Here is an 18348-nt window from a genome sequence, read left to right as displayed (position 1 = left end):
GGTAGACGGCGAGCCAGTCCTTAGGACTGGAGGTCGTTGGAAAGGTTGATCCGGATCTCCGTGTTGCGGTATCCGGCGCGCAGGAACGCGGCCGCCATCGGCGCGTTGCCCACGTCGGTGGTGGCGGTGACGCGCGGCTCTCCGTTGGCCGCGTGCATGCGGGTGATCTCGGCGAGTACCTCGTCCACATATCCGCGCCCCCGGAACTCCGGGACCACCCCGAGATACCCCACGTTCACGCTGTACGGCGTCGCCGAGGGGATCGCCATGCCTGCCACCTCGCCCTCGTGCGTATACGCGATCCGCCACCACTCCCGCTTGCCCGGCGCTCCGAGATAGAAGTCCATCTCTTCGCGCGCGGTCGCGTCCACGCCCTTGGCCGCCACGTTCGTCCGGGTCTGGAAGTCCAGGCTGCCCTCGGCGATTCTCGCGAACACCTCCAGGAACTCCTCATCGGACGCCTCGGCGAACCGCAACGCCCCGGCCGCCGTGGGCACTCCGTCGGCCGGCGCCCACTCGAACTGCAGCCGCTCCACCTCCCGGGTGAGGCCGGCCGCGTGTGCCGCCGCTCGCCGCCATTCCACGGCCGCCGAGATGGCCGGATCGTCACGCCAGCCGCCGGCCGCCTTGATCGCGTACTGCACCGGCCGTGGGAACACCGCCAGCGCGGCCCTGATCAGTTCGGCGGCGACTGCGGTGCGCTCACCCAGCGCGGGATCCACGTCGAGGCAGTCGAGCGCGACCGGGTACGCGCTGTCCCTCGGCCCCCACCACAGCGCCCGCCCCACGACCCGGTCGCCGACCTCGGCGATCCACGTCCACTCCGGCCGGTACATGTTCTCGGCCAGTTCCGCGAGGTAGCGGTCGGCCGGGATCCAGCCGACGGGCTCGGTCACGACCCACGCGGTCACACGGTCGAGCTCCGCAGGGACAATCGCACGGTAGGAAATCACCTGAGGAGGTTAGCGAACCTTTCTTCCCACCCGTGGGCTGAATGTCCGATGCCAGCGGAGCTGACGCCGCGCGTGTCAGGGGGCGCACGCTCCTAGCCGTAGTTCTTCTCCGCCTGCTCATAGCCTCGGAGGATCGGCCGGTTGTCGCGAAGCCAGGCTGGGTCGTTTTCCTTGAGGAACGTCGAGTCCTTGGGCCTGGTCTCCACCTCGTCGACCATCTTGCGGAACTCGGCGAGGCTCGCGTCGGTCACCAGCAGGCTCTTTGATCTGCTTGGGCATCATGCGGTGGACGTCGAGGAACTCGATCGAAAAAATGATAAAATTGTCCCGTTTTGTCCTCATTGGTCGTACCGCATCGCCCTGGCCGCGGTACTGAACCGCCAAGCACGGGGGCGGTGATGTCAGCATGAGGACCGCCCGCCGCATGGCACTGCTGGCAGCGGGCGCAGCCCTGCTGATCGCGAGCTGCGCCTTGCCCTCGGAGGCGAGTCTCACGGCCCTCTCCGACGTGTCGGCCACGCATGAACCGACGGCAAGCGCCACTCCGCCGGCGCTGAAGCCCATCGATCCGGCCGCGTTCCAGTCCACCGTCGAACGTGCGGCGAAGAAGCTCATGGTTCCCGGTGCGCTGGTCCTGCTCCGCACCCCACAGGAAATTTTCCGGGCGACTGTCGGCACAACCGAGCTGGGGACGGCCAAACCGCCCACCACGGGCGACCACTTCCGAATCGCCTCCAACACCAAGACCATGACCTCGGCGCTGATCCTCCTCCTCGCCCAGGACGGCGAACTCCGGCTGAGCGACCCGGTGTCCGCCTACGTTCCCGGAGTGCCCAACGGCGAACACATCACCATCGCCGAGCTGCTGAAGATGCGCAGCGGACTCTACAACTACACCGACGCCCCCGAACTCGCGGCGACCATGGACGCCGACCCGGGCAAGGCCGTGACGCCGCAGGCGATGCTGGACATCGCGTTCCGGCACCCGCCGAACTTCGCACCCGACAGGTCCTACGAGTACAACAACACCAACTACGCGCTGCTGGGCCTCGTCGCCGAGAAGGCGGGCGGCCACCCGCTGGCCCAGCAGTTCCGGGACCGGCTGTTCGCCCCGCTCGGACTGGCCGGGACCTCACTGCCCACCGCCGCCGACCTGTCCCTCCCCACCCCCTATTCACACGGCTACATGTACGGCGGATCGGCCTACGCGCTGGTCGACCGGCCCTACCCCGCCGACGTACAGGCGGCGGCCCGGTCCGGAAAGCTCCTGCCGACGGACTACACCCACCAGAACCCCTCCTACGCCACCGCCGCCGGAGGCGCCATCTCCACCGCGGACGATCTGGCCACCTGGATCCGGGCCCTGGTTACGGGCAAGGTCCTCAACCCCGCCTTCCAGCAGCAGTGGCTCCACAGCCCGCAAGCCGAGGACCCGGCCGCTCCCGGCGGCAAGAAGTACGGGTACGGCATCGCCTACCAGCGTTTCGGTCCGAACGCCTCGATGTACTACCACGGCGGAGAGCTGCCCGGCTTCAACTCCTTCATCGGCCACGACCCGGACAACGAGGTCACGCTCGTCATCTGGACGAACCTGACCCTGTCGCCCGACGGCAAACCCACGGCCCAAGCCCTGCTTCCCACCGCCCTCAACCAGATCTACGCCGGCCTCTGACGGCATCGCTGGTGCGGAACCGGACGTCCCACTCATCATTCAGGGGTGGCACCGTAATCCGATCCCCGCGCTTCGGGCTCAAATCGAAACCTCTACCGCCACTCGTCGCCTTGCGTGCCTCCGCTTAGTGTGCGGGGTCAGCCTTGATCCGCGCGGCTGCCCTCCAGCCCGCCCGGGCAGGCCACGCCCGTGCCGCCGATCCCGCAGTACCCGTTCGGCACCTTGAACAAATCGTGCGATAAATCAGGCTCAGGCTGCGGGAGCACGTGGACTGATTCGCACCTCCAGCTCGGCGTCCAGAGCCCTGGCCAGTCGCTCGAGGACCGGCAGCGTCGGCACGGTGCCTCCTCCTTCGAAACGGGCCACCGCTGACTGCGTCATGTCAGCCGCACGAGCCAGCTCACTCTGGCTCCAACCACGAGATTCCCGCATCTGTCGTACTGCCCGACCGAGTTCGAAGGCGAGACGAGCCGCATCGTATGCCTCGGCCGCCCCGGGCTCGGACAGTCGTCGGTCACGGAGATCAGCCCAATCGGTCCGCTCGGTCATCACCACTCCTCGTCCGCCGAGTGTGCCTTGTCCTTGCAACGGGACAACGCCCGCCGCGCCCGGTCCACTTCTCGATAGCTGATCCGCATTGTCAGATCATCAAGGTAGAACCGCAGCTCGCGCAGCTTGCCATCGAGCTGTCGCGTGTACGGCTCTCCCAGCAACGGGCCTTCCGCCGCCAGCAGATCGATGTAGAAAGCCGCTCGCGCGAACGACTCTGCCGAGAGCTTCTCCAGCCACTCCCGAACTTCCGGTTCCAGCTCTACGCTACCCAGACCATAGCAACGATGCTATGGCGGCAAGATTCCGCGATCAGGTGATCGCAGAAATTTGACCACTCAAAGTGATTTCGCAACTACCTGCAACCACTCCGGCGGACAGAAGAGGCAACGCGAATGCCCTCGAGACTCCGATGGCGGAGAGATGCCCGGCTTCAATTCCTTCATCGGCCAGGACACGGACCATGAAGTCACACTGGCGATCTGGACAAACCTGACTTTGTCGCCCGGCGGCCGGACCACAGCCCAAGCCTTGCTGCCCACCGTCCTCAACCAGGTCTACGCCGACCTCTCGCTCCCCACCGGCGTCGACCAGTCGGTGTCCTTCGGGTACCCAGGCGGGTCTGCGCCATTGCCCCGCGCAACCTGCCGCGCACCTCGCGTCGCCTGGATCCGATGGTAGTGACGCGAATCACCGTCACCGCCGCCCCATTTGGCGTCACACTCCCGGGTCCGATTCCGTCATATGAGTAGGCAAGGTTAGGGGGCCCAAATGCGTTCGCTATTGGCCAAAAACCGCTCGTTTCAGTTCTCTCACTGGTCGTTCATGTTCGCGGAAATCGCCATCTGGTCGTTCGTCGTTCTGGCGGTGACCGGGGCGGTGCTGATGGTGTTCTACAACCCCAGCATGTCCCAGGTGACCTATGACGGCTCGTACGGCCCTCTACGCGGACTCTTCGTCAGCAACGCCTTCGACTCGACCATGCATCTGAGCCTGGAGGTGCGCGGCGGCCTGCTCATCCGCCAGGTCCACCACTGGGCGGCGCTCGTCTTCGTGGCGGCCGTCGTGGTGCAGCTGCTGCGCATGTTCCTCACCGGCGCGTTCCGTCGCCCGCGCACCGGGCAGTGGCTGATCTGGGTGACGCTGCTGGCGCTGGGCATGGCCGCGGGCGAGACCGGTAACGCCCTGCCTGACGACATGCTGTCGGGCGGGAGCCTGTGGCTGATCATGTCGGTTGTGCAGTCCATCCCCGTAGTGGGAACCTGGGCGCTGTCGCTGCTGTTCGGCCCGGGCTTTCCCGGCGACAGGGTCATTCCGGTCATGTACGGGGGGCACCTGCTGATCGCGGTCGTCATGGTCGCGCTGTTGATCGCCCGCAACCTGCTGGTGCGGCGGCACGGCCACTCCCGATTCATCGCCTCGCTGCCGACGCGGCGGAGCGCACGCCCGATGATGGCGCTCGCGACGATCGGCATGCTGATCATTCTCGGGTTCGGGTTCCAGATCGCCCCTATATGGCTGTACGGCCCTGCCAAGCCGACGCAGATCTCGGCGGGCTCGGTTCCCGACTGGTACATGGGGTTCCTCGACGGCGCCCTCCGGATCATGCCCGGGTGGGAACTCACCGTCGGGGACTACACACTCAGCCTCGCGGTCCTCATCCCCACGCTGGTGATACCCGGGGCCTTCTTCACCGCCCTGGCCGCCTACCCCATGGCCGAGCGCTTCCTCCTCTCGCGACGCGGCCGCCGTGACGCGCTGGGCCGGCCCAAGGCCACGAGCCGCATGGCCCGCGAGACGTTCGCGCACGACCTGCTCGATCGCCCACGTGAGACCCCGGTGAAGACAGCCATCGCGGCCGTCGGCGTCACGTTCTACGGCCTGCTGTGGGCAGCCGCGGCCAACGACCAGATCGCCCAGCAGTTCCAGATGAACGTCAATGCTGTGACGATCTTCTTCAGGTTCGCCGTGGTCATCGGCCCCGTCATCGCCTTCGTCCTCACCCGGTGGATCTGCCTCGCACTTCAACAGACGGATCACCACGTGGCCGAGCACGGAGTGGAGACCGGGATCATCACGCGGTCCCCCGACGGCGGATTCCACGAACAGCTGGCGCCGGCGCAGCAAGAGCGCCGAGAGCCGGCGATCGCCTCGGGGAGATGACAGTGACACGCCGACGGCGCTCACGCCATCGTCCTTGAGGTACCCGTGAACCCGCGAGGGAGCTGAGGCGCGATCACGCACGGCCCATGTCGTACATGGCGGCCACGTCGCCGGCAAGCTCCACCCGCCCCCGAAAGACGTCGTCCGTCAGGCCCGCTCGGCACCTCATCCCGGAGATCGTCGCCGCCTACACCGAGCTCGGTGTCGACAGGCTTATCCTGGTCCCGCCGATCGGGCCCTCGCTCACCGAGTTGGAAGACTTCGTACGGGCCAGCACGCCGAGCGCGAGCAGCAGCAACCCGGCCGAGGCCCACGCGGCCCAATCACCCAGGGCGGTGTAGAGGGTGGCCGAGCCGTCCCGAGGCAGGGTGGCCGTGACCGTGGTCATGCCCGTCTTGTCGCTGTAGCGCTCGGTCACGATCCGGCCGCGGTTGTCGCTGACCGTCAGCCATCCCTCGCGTGCGGCACGGGCCACCGCCAGGCCGTTCTCCACGCCGCGCACCACCGCCATGCGGCTGTGCAGCCACGCGTCCTCGTCGAAGTCCCAGGCGGGCGCGAGCAGGGCGGCGACGCCGGCCTTGCCGTACTCCCTGACCAGGCCGGGGAAGTCGAGGTCCTTGCAGATGATGAGGCCGAGCCGATTGCCGTCGAGGAAGGCCAAGCTGGTGCCAGGCCGGAACTCGCGCTCCACCCCGGGGATCATGTGGTGTTTGTCGTAGCGCACGCCGGAGGGGTAGCTCACCGCGCTGTTGGTCTCCATGGCGATCCCCGCGACCACCTCCACGCCCGGGCGGGCGAACGGCAGGTCGGCGGTCTCGAAAACCTTCTCGGGCAGCACCACGATCTCCGCGCCGCGGGCCACCGCGGTGTCGATGGCCTCGCTGTACCGGCGGACAAGATCCTCGGAGTTGTCCGTCGCGACCAGCGCGACCTTCCGTCCTCCGGTGTCGGCGGGCGTCGCGAGCCGTACAAACCCATGGCCGAGCGTGAGCGCGACCAGCACGCCCGAGACCACCGCCGCGCGTGGCCGCAGGACCGCGATCGAGGCGGGCACGAACAGCAGGAGGAAGGTGATGCCCCAGACCCCGGCGACAGAGGCGGTCTGCAGCACGGGCAGGAAGTCGGCCTGCGTGTACGCCAGGCTCCACCAGGCCCCGTGCGGTCCGGCGAGGTTCATGACGTACTCAGTGGTTACCCAGACAGCCGGTACGGCTGCCGCCGCCAGGAGCGGCCTGCCGCGCACGAGCAGGGTGCGGAAGAGCAGCACGCCCAGGCCGTAGCAGAGCGCGGGGCCCGCGATGAGGGCGGCGGCCAGCGCGGGCGGCATCTCGAGGGGCTGGGTGAAGTACGGCCACATCTGCGCCTGGCCGACGAGCCAGACGAGCGTCCCAGCGGCGAAAGCCGTAGCCTTGCCCGCCCGGCGAGCCAGGAACAGGACGGGCAGCGGCGCGAGCCAGGTGAGCCACCAAACGGGGTGGAGACCGGTGCCGAAGTGCATCAGGACGGCGGAGGCGAGGGTGAGAAGGATGCGTTCCATGCCGACGATCGTGCTTCTCCCCACCCTGCCGGCGCGTCAGTCTCGAGTGTGATCTCCGTTGTCACTCTCACCGGCGACCACCAGCCCGGACTCATAGGCCAGCACCACGGCCTGGACGCGGTCCCGCAGGTCCAGCTTGGTGAGCATGCGGCTGACGTGCGTCTTGACCGTGTGCTCGGTTACCACGAGCGAGGCGGCGATCTCCGCGTTCGACAGGCCGCGCGCGACCAGCTTCAGCGTCTCGCGCTCGCGTTCGGTCAGTGCGTCCAGCCTGGCCGCCAGCCGGGGGGCGACGCCGTGGGCGGGCCTGCGTACCAGGTCCTCCAGCAGTCTCCTGGTCGCCGCCGGGGCGAGCAGGGCCTCACCCAAGGCGACGGTACGCACGGCGTGGGCGAGCTCGTCGCGCCGGATGTCTTTCAGCAGGAAACCGCTCGCTCCCGCCCGGACCGCGTCGTAGACGTACTCGTCGAGGTCGAACATGGTCAGCACGAGCACCTTGGCGGCGGTGGTGGCGCAGATCTCCCTGGTCGCCTCGATGCCGTTCTTGCCCGGCATGTGCACGTCCATCAGGACCACGTCCGGCTGGAGCCGCCTGGCCTCGATGATCGCCTCCTCGCCGTCGGCTGCCTCGCCGACCACCTCCATGTCCGGCTGCGCGTCCAGGATCAGCCCGAACCCCGCGCGGAACAGGTCCTGGTCGTCGGCGATGAGCACCCGTAACATGCGGGTTATTCAAGCAGAAATTCCGCTTCCACCAAGAAGCCCCCGTTTCGTCCCGCCCCGGCCCTAAGCGTCCCGCCACATGTCGCCGCCCGTTCCCGCATCCCAGCCAGCCCGTACCCGCCGCCCTCACCCGGCCCCCGCCCGTCGTCGGCGATCTCCACCGTCAGGCTCTCCCGCCAGGTCAGAGTGAGGCGTACGGCACGCGTACCGGCGTGCTTGCGCACGTTGGTCAGCGCCTCCTGAACGATGCGGTAGACGGCGGCCTCAACGCTTTCGGCGACCGGGCGCGGGGTACCGACGGTCGTGCTCACCACATCGAGGCCGCTGCGCTCGACCAGCGCCGGGAGGTTGGCCAGACGGGGCTGAAACAGGGACTCGCCGGCATGGCCCCACGCCGGTACGCCACCTTCCCCCGGGGACCGCAGCGCGGCGAGCACCCCCCGGAGCTCGGCCAGCGCCCCCCTTCCCGTGCCGGCGATCACATCGAAAACCGCCTCGGCCCTGTCTGGGTCGCTGCGCACCACCACCGGCCCGGCTTCGGCCTGAACCACCATCAGCCCAACGGAATGGGTGACGATGTCATGCATGTCGCGCGCGATCCGGGTGCGCTCCTCGGCCACCGCCGCGATGTGCTCCTGCTCCCGCCGCCGCGCCCGCTCGGCCAGCTCGGCAGCTCGCGAGCGGCTCGCCCTGGCACTGGTGCCCAGCGCGTAGGCGGCCACGAAGGCAGTCCCCATCAGCCGGAAGGTCTCGTCGTCCTCCCCCGGCAGCACCAGCGAGATGCCCACAGCCGCGACGATCACCGGAATCGCCGCCAGTCTCTTCCACGTGGGGCTCAGGTCGGCGATCGTGTAGACGGCCAGCAGCGGCCCGAAGGGCAGGAACGGCTTCTCCCACGTCACCATCACCGACATCGCCGCCCCGACCACCACCGCCACCACCATCGGCGCCCGCCTACGCCACCACACCGGCACCGACGCCAACAGCCCCAGTCCGATGATCCACCAAGGTTTGGGATCGGGCAGCAGAAGCGGCCCAACCGTAGCCAGGACCACGCCCACCGCGAGCGCCCCGTCAACCGCCCTACCAACCCGGCCCGCTGCGAACATCCGCCCATTATCAGGACTTATTAGCCCTCTGCCGTCACTCTCTAGAGTGAACATCCCGGGCTCCGCCGCGCCATCCGCCCTCTCCCTGGAGCTCGGGTGCGGATTCATGCTGCGAAACAGCTGCCGACACCCACTCGGACGGGTCACCTAGCTTGACGCTGGTGCCACCGATGCCGCAGTAGCCGTTCGGAACTTTGTGAAGGTACTGCTGGTGGTAGCGCTTCGACCAGGGCATCAATAGCCGCCTAATCGGTGTCCTTCGGGTGTCGAGGCGATGCGTAGACCACCCAGACAGTGCGAGAGACGTCATCTATGACATAGCGGACACGTCCACCGCTGGTGACCTCGAATTCCCACTGCTCCAGGTCCTTGCCATTGTGACGATGAGTCGCGAGATCGCCGCGTAGGCGATGCTGGCGGTCATGGCTTGAGCGTGAACGGGGACCAGCACGCAGGACCTCGAAGCATCGGCGCGTATTGGCCAAGGCATGACGACACAGTTCTTCCCATCCCCTGACCGCGTCGCTGGTACCGAACCGCACGTCCCACTCGTCATCCGGCGGTGGCACCGTAACGCGATCGCCGCGTTTCGGGCTCACGCTGAAACCTCCACCGGCCCGAAGTCACCTACGGTCGGCTTGCGGGCCTCGGCATAGCGTTCAGGGTCAGCCTTGATCCGAGCGGTTGCCCGCCACCCTGCGATGACCTCTTGAGTGGTGACATCAACGTCCAACTCCGCGGCATCGGAGAGCGCCTCAACCAGTTCCAAGGTAAAGGCGCGAAGCTCTTCCGGAGAAAGGTGGCGCACCCAGGGGAAGACCTCAGGCATGGCGAGGACCAATGCACGCGCGGCGGGATCGTGTTTGATCAAGGCAAGAAAGAGCCGGGACGCCGTGGCCAGCGTCTGGTCGCGCTCCTCCTCACGGTCTACCGCCGTGAGGTAGAAGTCGGGGGCGTCCCGATGCGTGACTCGGACACGTCCCAGGCGTGCCGCGCGCTCGGCAACGGCCCGGGGGTTTCTCGACAGGTCGGAGAACGTGACGGCGTCGGCATGGCTGGTGCTCACTCATCCAGGGTAAGTCAGAACACGATCTGAACACAGGCGATCAGGGAACACCGACGAGTCGCGGTGCAGCGCTAGGACGCCGGGGCGTGGGGCCGGAAGGCCCCACCCGGGGGTCTTGGGGGGCTCGGCCCCCCAATCAGGGAGGCCCCGCGCGAAGCGCGGGAATTTGCCTTTAGGTCAGGCCGACCGGGCAGGAAACACCGGTGCCACCGATGCCGCAGTAGCCGTTCGGAACTTTCTGAAGGTACTGCTGGTGGTAGCGCTCCGCCCCAGGCAACAACCCGCCAGGCGCAGGCGACCGGACTTCAGAGCGCCACGCCACAACCGCGTCCAGCGCGACTTGTTCGGGAAATCCTAACTCTCCGCCCACGACGGAGGTAAGGTATTTCCCGAACGCCAAGGGACTGGAGAGCGCTGATGGAGGCGAGGCCACAGCCTCAGAGCGAGGCTGAAGTTCTGACGGCCGGGATGGCTGTGCTAGGTGACCGGTTGCCGACAGGGTGGGACATCCAACCGCTGAGCCACAGACTGCCCAATGCCCGCTTCGACGCCCTCTGGAACGTGACAGCACCGGACGGCACCTCCGTCGTGCTGGTTGTGGAAGCCAAGCGCGTGGTGGAAAGACGTGACACCGCTACGCTGCTTCAGCAACTAGATGCCCAGGCGCAAGAGCTTCCAGGAAGCCGTGGAGTCGTCGTCTCCAGGTACCTGTCGCCACCCGTGCGTAAGCGGCTCTCCGATGTCGGCCTGTCCTACATAGACGCGACAGGCAACATAAACCTGAACGTCCCTCGGCCCGGTCTATATGTTGCAGACCGAGGGGCCGACCGTGATCCATGGCGTGGCCCTGGAAGACCGCGCGGAACGTTGAAGGGCGCTCCCGCAGCGAAGGTCGTGCGTGCGCTGTTGGACCATGACAGATCGTGGGCGATCCGCGAACTGGTTGATGTCGCCGAAGTATCTACCGGGTCGACCTATCGGGTGATCGAGTTCCTCGAAAGCGAGGATCTGGCAACGCGGAACAACTCGGGTGCAGTCGTAGTCTCCAACTGGGTTGCTCTGCTGAGGCGTTGGAGCGAGGACTACGGGTTCGTGCGGAACAGTCGCGTCACACGCTGGATAGCACCGAGAGGTCTATCGAACCTCATGCAGCGGGCGTCTGAAAATCCCACTCAGTACGTCGTAACCGGGACCTTGGCCGCGGCCACCTGGGCCCCCTACGCTCCCGCCCGCTCCGCAATGATCTACACGGCGGACGCTCAGCACAGCGCCCGACTCTGGGATCTTCGCCCTGCCGATGCCGGAGCGAATGTGATGCTGGCCGAGCCGGAAATCGACGTCGTCTTCACTCGCACCCTTACCGACACTTCCGGTCTCACGATCGCAGCACCATCCCAGGTCGCCGTCGATTTGATGACGGGCCCTGGACGCAGCCCTTCTGAAGCCGAAGAACTCATCGAATGGATGACGCGACATGAATCCTCCTGGCGTAGATAGTGGCGACATCCTCGTCCGATCTCGATCTGCGCTTCTTGATGCTTTGGCTGCACTCGATGCCCATCGCGACGCTGTGATCGTGATCGGGGCACAGGCGATTTACCTGCGCACTGCAGGAAGCTCTGTCGCGCTCGCTGAGACGACGAAGGACAGCGATCTCGCACTCGACCCGAGGATCTTGGAGGACGAACCGCTTCTGGAGAAGTCCATGAGCCGCGCGGGCTTCTACCGTGACCCCCTCGACGGACAGCCTGGCGCATGGCTCAACTCCGATGGCATCCCCGTCGACCTGATGGTGCCCGAGGCTCTCGCAGGACCAGGTACGAAGAACACACGGGGAGCTCGCATTCCGCCGCATGATCGCCGTGCAACCCGGCGCGCTCGAGGTCTCGAAGCTGCTGTCATCGACAACACGGTCATGGACGTCACCGCCCTTGACCCGGACGATGCCCGTACGTATCAAGTCAGAGTCGCGGGACCTGCTGCCTTGCTGGTGGCCAAGCTCCATAAGATCGCCGAGCGAGTTTCCGTTCCTCACCGGCTGAACGACAAGGACGCGCATGACACGTACCGCGTATTGATCGACGCCGACACCGCCGAACTCGCCGCCGCATTCAGGGCCCTACGTCGCGAGCCAATCAGCGGTGAGGTCACAAACCAGGCCATCGAATATCTGGCCACACTGTTCGCAGTGGGGCCGGACGCGCTCGGCGCGAGGATGGCCGGACGCGCAGAAGAGGGAATCGGCGAACCAGAGACGGTTGCCTTGGCGACATCCTTCCTCGCCGCTGATCTCGTGCGGGCCTTGGAGCGCGAGTGAGCCCTCCTGACCACGGAGAGGTCAGTCTCCGCCCCTCCGGATACTGGCGACGCTCGCGGTCAGCGGCCTCGCCGATCAGGAGGGACGGGCACTCTCGAACTCCGTGCACGCCAGCGAGATCTTCACCAGGAATCTGATTCACTCACCGGCCGACGCGATACCGACAGGGCAGGAAACACCGGTGCCACCGATGCCGCAGTAACCGTTCGGCACTTTGAACAAATACTGCTGGTGGTAGCGCTTCGCTTCCGGCAATAGATGTGCGACCTAATGAGACCTAGACCGGTACTCCGCCCACAGGTCGACGGCCTCTTGAAGATCAAGAGCGGCAACGTCCTCGCGGGCCATCCCGACCGTGTAGATCAACCGGTCCGCCAGCCAATCCGGAACCGGTTCTCTAGGGGGTGCTTCCTCAATCCGAAGATGATCGGCCAGCGTGCCGAGACGCTCGATCACCTGGCCGAGCTGGACAAGCTCAGGACGGGCAGCACCCGCCTCGCGAACCCTCGCTGTCGCCTCCGCGTACACTTCCGCGTCGGCACGCTCACCGACAGCCCACACCTCGCAGATCTCCACCGACTTGTCCTCAGTGATCCGGTAGACGACACGCCAGGTGTTACGGCCGACCACCAGCTTCCGAAAACCGGTCAGCTCCCCACCGAGCGGGTAACCGGCCTCAGGATTATCCAGCAGGAGAAGGATCTTCTTGAGCACCTTGGGCACCGCATCTGGGCCAATGCGTCGGAGGTCGTCGACCGCCGGCGCCGTGAAGACGACGTCGGACACGACTCACTCATCGTCCGGGATGGCGGCCAGCGACTCGCGAGTTTGCCCGAAGGCGGCAAGCACGTCATCGAGCGAAACCCGCTCCCCCGTGTCACCGACCGACCGAGCGAGCACAAGCGCAAGATCGCGCAGATCAGCCGCGGCCTCCTCCAACTCTTTGAGTCGGCGAATGCTCACCACGGCCGCCACTGGCTGATGCCGACGGGTGACCACCAGATCGGTCCCCTGCTCCGCATCAGCCACCAGGCGGGCAACGCCTCGCTGGGCCGCCTCTGTGACACTCAGCTCAGTAGCGTCGTGCAGAACAGTCATGCATCAACTGTATATCTTTCTGCACAGAACCGCGATCCCTGAGCGAGCACAGGCTCACGCCTCTCCGGATGTCAGACCGACCGGGCAGCTCACGCCCGTCCCGCCGATCCCGCAGTACCCATTAGGCACACTGCTGGTGGTGGAGGTTCGCCTCCCGCAACAGTTCCGGAGATTCCCGCTCGACCGCAAGCAGTCTCAGACACCGACCACCTGCACTGCTTTCCCGCACAGTTTGGTCATGTCGTCCTCGTCAGACGTCAGGACGATTGCAGGGCGCACCGAGCGCAGTGCGGTGGCCGCGACCACAGCGTCGATGGCGTACTTGTGACCGTGCAGGCGGGCATCTCGAAGAAGCTCGATCGCTCGCGACGAGATGTCCTCGGTCACCGGCTCGATCTTCAGCCGGGACAGGTACCACCTGAGACGATCGCTTTTGACGGTGATGTCTTGTGCCTCGATCGGCGTCATGGCGCTGACCACAACCCGAAAGTCGTTGTCCTGCGCCTCCCGCACAAACGCTGTCACCCGCTGGTCGGCCTCGCACCACTGCACGAGCCCCTCGCAATCGAGAACGACGGTGCCCGCGCTCAACCGGCTTCGTGCGCGCGCCATCCATCCTCCTCTTGGAGTTCGGGCGCCGACTTGACGCGGTGGAACAACTCCGCCGCCTCATCACGCAAAGACTGTGGGATCGGCCCACAAGCGGCCTCGTTCGCCTGCAGCGCCTCCTCCAAGAGATCCCGCTCGATCTGGCGCTCCACAGCGGCATCAACATAGGCGGAAAACCCGCGGGCCCCGACCCGCTCGCGGACAGCGCGAATGTTGCCCGCTCTCAGAGACACACTGACCTTGGCGGCCGGGCCGTCTCCCGGGGCGAAGTCTCGCTCTGGCATGCTCATAGGCTCAGTTTACTACTTCAAGTAGCAAAATGCCGGTCCTCGCCTTACCTGAGGACCGGCCGCTACGTATGCCGACGCGTCGCTGGACGTCAGTCCAACCGGACAGGAGACCCCGGGCCGCCGATTCCGCAGTTGGGCACTTTGTAAGGTACTGCTGATTGCAAGGCTTAACTCTATGCAACAATTCATGTGAGGAGGGTTACATGGGCAATGTCAGTCAACGTGGGGGTAGGCGCGTTCTAGGTAGTCGTTGATCTGCCGCCATTGAGTGGGATGGATGTCCAGCGATTGAAGGTCGCCCGGGTCTACCCAGCGGACGTCGCTGGCCTCGTCGTTGGCCCCTGGCCGACCGCCGACCGGACGGGCGATCAGCATCACCTCGTACTCCTGCCGGATCTCGCCGTCGGTGTAGGCCACGATGTGACCGGGGTCGGAGTAGATGCCCAGGATGCCCACCGGCTCGACGCGGACGCCGGTCTCCTCCTCGGTCTCCCGCACGGCGCACTGGGACGGTGTCTCCCCGATCTCCATCTTGCCCATGGGCAGAGCCCACTGACCGGTGTCGCGTCGGCGCTGCATCAGGATGCGCCCCGCGTCGTCCACCGTGACCGTCCCGCAGGCGGGTACCAGGCTGTTCGCCTTCGGTGCGTCCGGGTCGTTCCAGTACTCGACTCGTCCCATGAGCTGCCTTTCAGATCTCCGCACCGGACCACGGCACTGCACCGGCCCAGACGCGCTCGAACGATGACATGTAGTGGTCCGCAATCGTCCCGCCGTCCAGACGGCGGAAGTGGAAGGTCGGGTTGGCCGACGCCGGTTCACCGTACGCGTGCGGGTTGACCAGGACGTCATCGTCGTAGCGAAACAGTGAGACGTAGAGCGTGGTGGAATGTAGCCGCATCTCGCAACCGTCGAGATCGGGCAGTGCCCGGTAGTACGTCAGGGACGATCGGATCTTGGCCGCCAGAGTGCCACCAAGTCCCTCCTCACGGTCTCGCGTCAGGACGGCCTGAGCGTTCGGGTCGCCGAAGCACAGTCTGACCGAGACACCGCGTTGCGCTGTCTCGGTCAGCAATCGTGCGATCTTGGGCTGCGTCTGGGCAGCTACGAGCGACTACCAGCCCGGGGGAAGATCGTTCGGCCTTCGAGTCCACCACCATCGTGTCTCGTTCCCCTCTGCGAGGGGCCGCCAGTACTGCGCAAGCTCAGCGCCGCCGTCTTCGTGCGTCACGGCGCGATAGCGGTCGTCGAGGCGGTTCAGAGTGCTGGTGAGCTTGGTGCGAGCCATCCCTTGCAGAGCCTCGCAGTACTCCTCCAGACCATCCCGAATGGTCAGCTCATTGAGGTACTCGTAGACCGGGTAAAAGTCCTGGCCAGGCCACTCCTCCATGTCGTGGACCAAGTCCTCCCACCACTTGAGTGAGGAAAGAACGCCATAGGTCGGTTCCTCGAACTGCGCCGCACGTTCGGGCGCCATGCCCTCCTTCTCCAGGGCGAGGCGCTGAAGATCGAGGACACGGATCAGCTGACGTTCCTCGGGAGTGAGACTCCCGGCCAGCGCCTCCGTCTCACTCCCTCGCCGCGTACCGCGAATTATCACTCGCCGTCGCTGGTTGTCAGACCAACGGGGCAGGCCACGCCCGTCCCGCCGATTCCGCAGTACCCATTGGGCACTTTGTACAGATATTGCTGGTGATACTCCTCCGCGAAGAAGAACGGCCCCGCCGCAGCCAGCTCCGTGGTGATCTCGCCGTACCCCGCCCCCTTCAGGACCTCCTGGTACGCGTCCCGCGACGCCTCCGCCGCCTTCTGCTGCTCCGGGGAGTGCCAGTAGATCGCCGAGCGGTACTGGGTGCCGGCGTCGTTGCCCTGGCGCATGCCCTGCGTCGGGTCGTGGGCCTCCCAGAAGACGCGCAGCAGCTCCTCGTACGACACCTTCGACGGGTCGTACACCACCCGGACCGCCTCGGTGTGTCCGGTGAGGCCGCTGCAGACCTCTTCGTACGTCGGGTTGGGCGTGTAGCCGCCCTGGTAGCCGACCGCGGTCGTGACAACCCCGGGGGTCTGCCAGAATATGCGCTCGGCGCCCCAGAAGCAGCCCATGCCGAAGTCGGCGATCTCCGTGCCCGGAGGGTACGGCGGGGCCAGGGGCGCGTCCAGGACCGCGTGCCGCGCCGGGACCGGCATCTCCGCGGAACGCCCGGTCAGAGCGTCCGAGGGACCAACCATCGATGTCTTGTTGCCGCCGAACAGCCAACCCATCGTGCCACCTCCTGAGAGCTACGCTACAAGACCCTCAACCATTTAGGAGTCCTACATATTTCCGTACAGCAATACGCATTTGTGTTTAAAGGTGGTAATGCCCGAAAATGGGCTACATGCCTGACCTGAGGCGCGGTGTGCTGTTCGGGGCTGCCGCCTACACGATGTGGGGATTGTTCCCCCTGTACTGGCCGCTGCTCAAGCCGTCAGGAGCCGTCGAGATCCTCGCGCACCGTATGGCCTGGTCGCTGGTCGCCGTCCTCGCGGTGCTGGCCGTGCGGCGTCACTGGTCCTGGGTGAGAGGGCTGCTCAAGGAGCCCAGGAAGCTCGGGCTGCTGACGCTGGCGGCCGTCATCGTCACCGTCAACTGGGGCGTGTACATCTACGCCGTCAACACCGATCACGTGGTCGAGAGTTCCCTGGGGTACTTCATCAACCCGCTGATCAGCGTGCTGTTCGGGGTCGTGCTGCTCAAGGAGCGGCTGCGGCCGCTGCAGTGGGTGGCGGTGGGGTTCGGGACGCTGGCCGTGCTGGTGCTGACCATCGACTACGGCCGGCCGCCGTGGATCGCGATGGCGCTGGCCGTCAGCTTCGGGGTGTACGGGCTGGTGAAGAAGCAGGCGAACGTGGGCGCGGCCGAGAGCCTCACCGTCGAGACCCTGGTGCTGCTCGCCCCCGCGCTGGCCTACATCCTCTTTCTCGGGCAGACCGGGCAGTCCACGTTCGGGAGCGAGGGCCTCGGCCATGCGCTGCTCATGGCGGGGGCAGGGGTGATCACGGCGGTGCCGCTGCTGTGCTTCACCGCCGCCGCGATCAGGGTGCCGCTCAGCACGATCGGTCTGCTTCAGTACATCGCGCCGGTCCTGCAGTTCCTGTGCGGGGTGCTGGTCGCGAAGGAGACCATGCCGGCCAGCCGCTGGATCGGGTTCTCGATCGTGTGGCTGGCCTTGGCCATCTTCACCTACGACAGCATCCGTACGGCTCACGCCGCCCGGATCAGGAAATCACCCAGAACGCTGAGCAACGTAGTCACATAGCGCCAAAAATGCGTTCTTGGCGGGGATGTCTGGAAGGCCGGAAATGTCGGTACGAGCCCGGTCCACCCAGGCATCCAGCTCCGCCCGTGCCTGCCTCATCGCCGGGTGCGCCCGCAGCAGTGTCAGGGCCTCTTCCAGGTCCGACTCCGCCACCGGCCCGGACAGCAGTTCGGCCAGCCGCGACGAAGGCGCCGAGGCCAGCGCGTAGAGCACCGGCAGCGTACGGATGCCCTCCCGCAGATCGGTCCCCGGCGTCTTGCCCGACTCCGTCGAGGTGGAGGCCACGTCGAGCAGATCGTCCCCGAGCTGCCAAGCCACCCCGATCGCCTCACAGGCCCGGCTGAGCCGCTCCTCGACGTCGGTGGGCGCCCCCGACAGCAGCGCCCCGAACCGGCCGGAGGCCGCGATCAGCGACCCGGTCTTGTCCGCCAGCACGCTGATGTAGTGCGCCACCGGGTCCTCGTCACCACGCGGCCCGACGGTCTCACGGATCTGACCCTGTACGAGGCGGGAGAAGGTCTGGGCCTGGATGCGGATGAGCTCCGGCCCGAGGTCCGCCAGGAGGTCCGACGCCTGGGCGAACAGGTAGTCGCCGGTGAGGATGGCCACGGTGTTGTCCCACCGGGCGTTGGCCGACGGGGAGCCCCGGCGTACCGGAGCCTCGTCCATGACGTCGTCGTGGTAGAGCGACCCGAGATGGGTCAGCTCGATGACCACGGCGCCGGGCACGACGCCCGGCGCCGACGGATCCCCGAACTGGGCCGCGAGCAGCAGCATCAGCGTGCGGAAGCGCTTGCCGCCCGCCTCGATGAGGTGCTTGGACGCCTCCGTGACGAAGGCATCCTCACTCTCCACCGACGAGCGCAGTAGCTTCTCGACCGCGGCCAGTCCGTTGGCCACGTCCTGCGCCAACCGTTCGTCCTCAATGGGAAGGTCAACCACGGGAGGCGCGGACATACAGAT

The 18348-nt window shown here is 66.4% G+C and carries 22 protein-coding genes and 2 pseudogenes; 5 read left to right on the top strand and 19 right to left on the bottom strand.

Annotated features, from left to right (window positions below):
- Nucleotides 1-20 precede the first annotated feature (20 nt).
- Both AB0B91_RS55015 and AB0B91_RS55010 read right to left on the bottom strand, forming a co-directional pair.
- Nucleotides 21-911, bottom strand: a complete 891-nt coding sequence (locus AB0B91_RS55015; protein WP_358339595.1) for a GNAT family N-acetyltransferase — start codon at nucleotides 909-911, stop codon at nucleotides 21-23.
- A gap of 134 nt (nucleotides 912-1045) precedes the next feature.
- Nucleotides 1046-1204 (bottom strand): hypothetical protein, encoded by a 159-nt coding sequence (locus AB0B91_RS55010; RefSeq protein ID WP_358339593.1) that lies wholly within the window; start codon nucleotides 1202-1204, stop codon nucleotides 1046-1048.
- 173 nt (nucleotides 1205-1377) lie between these two features.
- Here AB0B91_RS55010 and AB0B91_RS55005 point away from each other — a divergent pair, with 173 nt between their 5' ends.
- Nucleotides 1378-2625 (top strand): serine hydrolase domain-containing protein, encoded by a 1248-nt coding sequence (locus tag AB0B91_RS55005; protein WP_358339591.1) that lies wholly within the window; start codon nucleotides 1378-1380, stop codon nucleotides 2623-2625.
- Between the two features lie 249 nt (nucleotides 2626-2874).
- Here the strand turns inward: AB0B91_RS55005 and AB0B91_RS55000 are convergent, their stop codons facing one another.
- Nucleotides 2875-3174: a helix-turn-helix transcriptional regulator gene (locus tag AB0B91_RS55000; protein WP_103956704.1), complete on the bottom strand. Its 300-nt coding sequence runs from the start codon at nucleotides 3172-3174 to the stop codon at nucleotides 2875-2877.
- Nucleotides 3174-3410 (bottom strand): type II toxin-antitoxin system RelE/ParE family toxin, encoded by a 237-nt coding sequence (locus AB0B91_RS54995; protein WP_358339772.1) that lies wholly within the window; start codon nucleotides 3408-3410, stop codon nucleotides 3174-3176. The genes AB0B91_RS55000 and AB0B91_RS54995 overlap by 1 nt, the downstream gene beginning before the upstream one ends.
- 589 nt (nucleotides 3411-3999) lie before the next feature.
- On the opposite strand from AB0B91_RS54995, the gene AB0B91_RS54990 reads away from it, so the two are divergent.
- On the top strand, nucleotides 4000-5337 hold the full coding sequence (locus tag AB0B91_RS54990; RefSeq protein WP_358339589.1) for a cytochrome b N-terminal domain-containing protein: 1338 nt from the start codon (nucleotides 4000-4002) through the stop codon (nucleotides 5335-5337).
- 187 nt (nucleotides 5338-5524) lie between these two features.
- Here AB0B91_RS54990 and AB0B91_RS54985 read toward each other — a convergent pair whose 3' ends face one another.
- From AB0B91_RS54985 to AB0B91_RS54965, 5 genes and pseudogenes are all read right to left on the bottom strand, one after another.
- A complete protein-coding gene (locus AB0B91_RS54985) occupies nucleotides 5525-6874 on the bottom strand; it encodes a nitrilase-related carbon-nitrogen hydrolase (RefSeq protein WP_358339587.1) in 1350 nt (449 codons plus the stop codon).
- Between the two features lie 36 nt (nucleotides 6875-6910).
- A complete protein-coding gene (locus tag AB0B91_RS54980; protein WP_358339585.1) occupies nucleotides 6911-7597 on the bottom strand; it encodes a response regulator transcription factor in 687 nt (228 codons plus the stop codon).
- Between the two features lie 5 nt (nucleotides 7598-7602).
- The gene (locus AB0B91_RS54975) at nucleotides 7603-8706 is read right to left on the bottom strand and encodes a histidine kinase (RefSeq protein WP_358339583.1); all 1104 of its coding nucleotides are present in this window, start codon (nucleotides 8704-8706) and stop codon (nucleotides 7603-7605) included.
- 595 nt (nucleotides 8707-9301) lie between these two features.
- Nucleotides 9302-9772: a hypothetical protein gene (locus AB0B91_RS54970; RefSeq protein ID WP_358339581.1), complete on the bottom strand. Its 471-nt coding sequence runs from the start codon at nucleotides 9770-9772 to the stop codon at nucleotides 9302-9304.
- Nucleotides 9773-9944: 172 nt separating this feature from the next.
- Nucleotides 9945-10040, bottom strand: a pseudogene (locus tag AB0B91_RS54965) (peptide-methionine (S)-S-oxide reductase); the annotation flags it as partial.
- Between the two features lie 293 nt (nucleotides 10041-10333).
- Here AB0B91_RS54965 and AB0B91_RS54960 point away from each other — a divergent pair.
- Both AB0B91_RS54960 and AB0B91_RS54955 read left to right on the top strand, forming a co-directional pair.
- Nucleotides 10334-11269: a hypothetical protein gene (locus AB0B91_RS54960; RefSeq protein ID WP_358339579.1), complete on the top strand. Its 936-nt coding sequence runs from the start codon at nucleotides 10334-10336 to the stop codon at nucleotides 11267-11269.
- Nucleotides 11247-12089 carry a hypothetical protein gene (locus AB0B91_RS54955; RefSeq protein WP_358339577.1) on the top strand — a complete coding sequence of 281 codons (843 nt, stop codon included), beginning with the start codon at nucleotides 11247-11249 and terminating at the stop codon, nucleotides 12087-12089. The genes AB0B91_RS54960 and AB0B91_RS54955 overlap by 23 nt, the downstream gene beginning before the upstream one ends.
- Nucleotides 12090-12227: 138 nt before the next feature.
- Here the strand turns inward: AB0B91_RS54955 and AB0B91_RS54950 are convergent.
- From AB0B91_RS54950 to msrA, 9 genes and pseudogenes are all read right to left on the bottom strand, one after another.
- Nucleotides 12228-12335: pseudogene (locus AB0B91_RS54950) on the bottom strand (peptide-methionine (S)-S-oxide reductase); the annotation flags it as partial.
- 21 nt (nucleotides 12336-12356) lie between these two features.
- A complete protein-coding gene (locus tag AB0B91_RS54945; RefSeq protein WP_358339575.1) occupies nucleotides 12357-12875 on the bottom strand; it encodes a type II toxin-antitoxin system RelE/ParE family toxin in 519 nt (172 codons plus the stop codon).
- Nucleotides 12876-12878: 3 nt separating this feature from the next.
- The gene (locus AB0B91_RS54940; protein WP_358339573.1) at nucleotides 12879-13187 is read right to left on the bottom strand and encodes a type II toxin-antitoxin system prevent-host-death family antitoxin; all 309 of its coding nucleotides are present in this window, start codon (nucleotides 13185-13187) and stop codon (nucleotides 12879-12881) included.
- Between the two features lie 195 nt (nucleotides 13188-13382).
- Nucleotides 13383-13799: a PIN domain-containing protein gene (locus AB0B91_RS54935; protein ID WP_358339571.1), complete on the bottom strand. Its 417-nt coding sequence runs from the start codon at nucleotides 13797-13799 to the stop codon at nucleotides 13383-13385.
- Entirely contained in the window at nucleotides 13775-14086 is a 312-nt protein-coding gene (locus AB0B91_RS54930) for a hypothetical protein (RefSeq protein ID WP_358339570.1), read from the bottom strand. Before AB0B91_RS54930 ends, AB0B91_RS54935 begins: the two co-directional genes overlap by 25 nt.
- A 213-nt stretch (nucleotides 14087-14299) precedes the next feature.
- Nucleotides 14300-14767 carry an NUDIX domain-containing protein gene (locus tag AB0B91_RS54925; protein WP_358339568.1) on the bottom strand — a complete coding sequence of 156 codons (468 nt, stop codon included), beginning with the start codon at nucleotides 14765-14767 and terminating at the stop codon, nucleotides 14300-14302.
- A gap of 10 nt (nucleotides 14768-14777) precedes the next feature.
- On the bottom strand, nucleotides 14778-15161 hold the full coding sequence (locus AB0B91_RS54920) for a hypothetical protein (RefSeq protein ID WP_358339566.1): 384 nt from the start codon (nucleotides 15159-15161) through the stop codon (nucleotides 14778-14780).
- Nucleotides 15162-15200: 39 nt separating this feature from the next.
- Nucleotides 15201-15563: a hypothetical protein gene (locus AB0B91_RS54915; RefSeq protein ID WP_358339564.1), complete on the bottom strand. Its 363-nt coding sequence runs from the start codon at nucleotides 15561-15563 to the stop codon at nucleotides 15201-15203.
- Nucleotides 15564-15682: 119 nt separating this feature from the next.
- The gene (msrA, locus tag AB0B91_RS54910) at nucleotides 15683-16348 is read right to left on the bottom strand and encodes a peptide-methionine (S)-S-oxide reductase MsrA (protein WP_358339562.1); all 666 of its coding nucleotides are present in this window, start codon (nucleotides 16346-16348) and stop codon (nucleotides 15683-15685) included.
- 116 nt (nucleotides 16349-16464) lie between these two features.
- Here msrA and rarD point away from each other — a divergent pair, with 116 nt between their 5' ends.
- Nucleotides 16465-17385, top strand: a complete 921-nt coding sequence (rarD, locus tag AB0B91_RS54905; RefSeq protein WP_358339560.1) for an EamA family transporter RarD — start codon at nucleotides 16465-16467, stop codon at nucleotides 17383-17385.
- Here the strand turns inward: rarD and AB0B91_RS54900 are convergent.
- Nucleotides 17353-18342: a polyprenyl synthetase family protein gene (locus tag AB0B91_RS54900; protein ID WP_358339559.1), complete on the bottom strand. Its 990-nt coding sequence runs from the start codon at nucleotides 18340-18342 to the stop codon at nucleotides 17353-17355. The genes rarD and AB0B91_RS54900 overlap by 33 nt on opposite strands.
- Nucleotides 18343-18348 lie beyond the last annotated feature (6 nt).

It is taken from the genome of Nonomuraea sp. NPDC049141, from assembly GCF_040648415.1.
Classification (GTDB): domain Bacteria; phylum Actinomycetota; class Actinomycetes; order Streptosporangiales; family Streptosporangiaceae; genus Nonomuraea.
Note: the sequence above shows the minus strand (reverse complement) of the source record. Positions and strands in the feature narration are given on the sequence as shown.

Excerpts from the sequence above, each read along its gene's own strand:
- AB0B91_RS55005 (WP_358339591.1), top strand. The coding sequence starts at position 1,378 with ATGGCACTGCTGGCAGCGGGCGCAGCCCTGCTGATCGCGAGCTGCGCC.
- AB0B91_RS55000 (WP_103956704.1), bottom strand. The coding sequence starts at position 3,174 with ATGACCGAGCGGACCGATTGGGCTGATCTCCGTGACCGACGACTGTCC.
- AB0B91_RS54990 (WP_358339589.1), top strand. The coding sequence starts at position 4,000 with ATGTTCGCGGAAATCGCCATCTGGTCGTTCGTCGTTCTGGCGGTGACC.
- AB0B91_RS54985 (WP_358339587.1), bottom strand. The coding sequence starts at position 6,874 with ATGGAACGCATCCTTCTCACCCTCGCCTCCGCCGTCCTGATGCACTTC.
- AB0B91_RS54980 (WP_358339585.1), bottom strand. The coding sequence starts at position 7,597 with ATGTTACGGGTGCTCATCGCCGACGACCAGGACCTGTTCCGCGCGGGG.
- AB0B91_RS54975 (WP_358339583.1), bottom strand. The coding sequence starts at position 8,706 with ATGTTCGCAGCGGGCCGGGTTGGTAGGGCGGTTGACGGGGCGCTCGCG.
- AB0B91_RS54955 (WP_358339577.1), top strand. The coding sequence starts at position 11,247 with ATGAATCCTCCTGGCGTAGATAGTGGCGACATCCTCGTCCGATCTCGA.
- AB0B91_RS54940 (WP_358339573.1), bottom strand. The coding sequence starts at position 13,187 with ATGACTGTTCTGCACGACGCTACTGAGCTGAGTGTCACAGAGGCGGCC.
- AB0B91_RS54935 (WP_358339571.1), bottom strand. The coding sequence starts at position 13,799 with ATGGCGCGCGCACGAAGCCGGTTGAGCGCGGGCACCGTCGTTCTCGAT.
- AB0B91_RS54930 (WP_358339570.1), bottom strand. The coding sequence starts at position 14,086 with ATGAGCATGCCAGAGCGAGACTTCGCCCCGGGAGACGGCCCGGCCGCC.
- AB0B91_RS54925 (WP_358339568.1), bottom strand. The coding sequence starts at position 14,767 with ATGGGACGAGTCGAGTACTGGAACGACCCGGACGCACCGAAGGCGAAC.
- AB0B91_RS54915 (WP_358339564.1), bottom strand. The coding sequence starts at position 15,563 with ATGGCGCCCGAACGTGCGGCGCAGTTCGAGGAACCGACCTATGGCGTT.
- msrA (WP_358339562.1), bottom strand. The coding sequence starts at position 16,348 with ATGGGTTGGCTGTTCGGCGGCAACAAGACATCGATGGTTGGTCCCTCG.
- rarD (WP_358339560.1), top strand. The coding sequence starts at position 16,465 with ATGCCTGACCTGAGGCGCGGTGTGCTGTTCGGGGCTGCCGCCTACACG.
- AB0B91_RS54900 (WP_358339559.1), bottom strand. The coding sequence starts at position 18,342 with ATGTCCGCGCCTCCCGTGGTTGACCTTCCCATTGAGGACGAACGGTTG.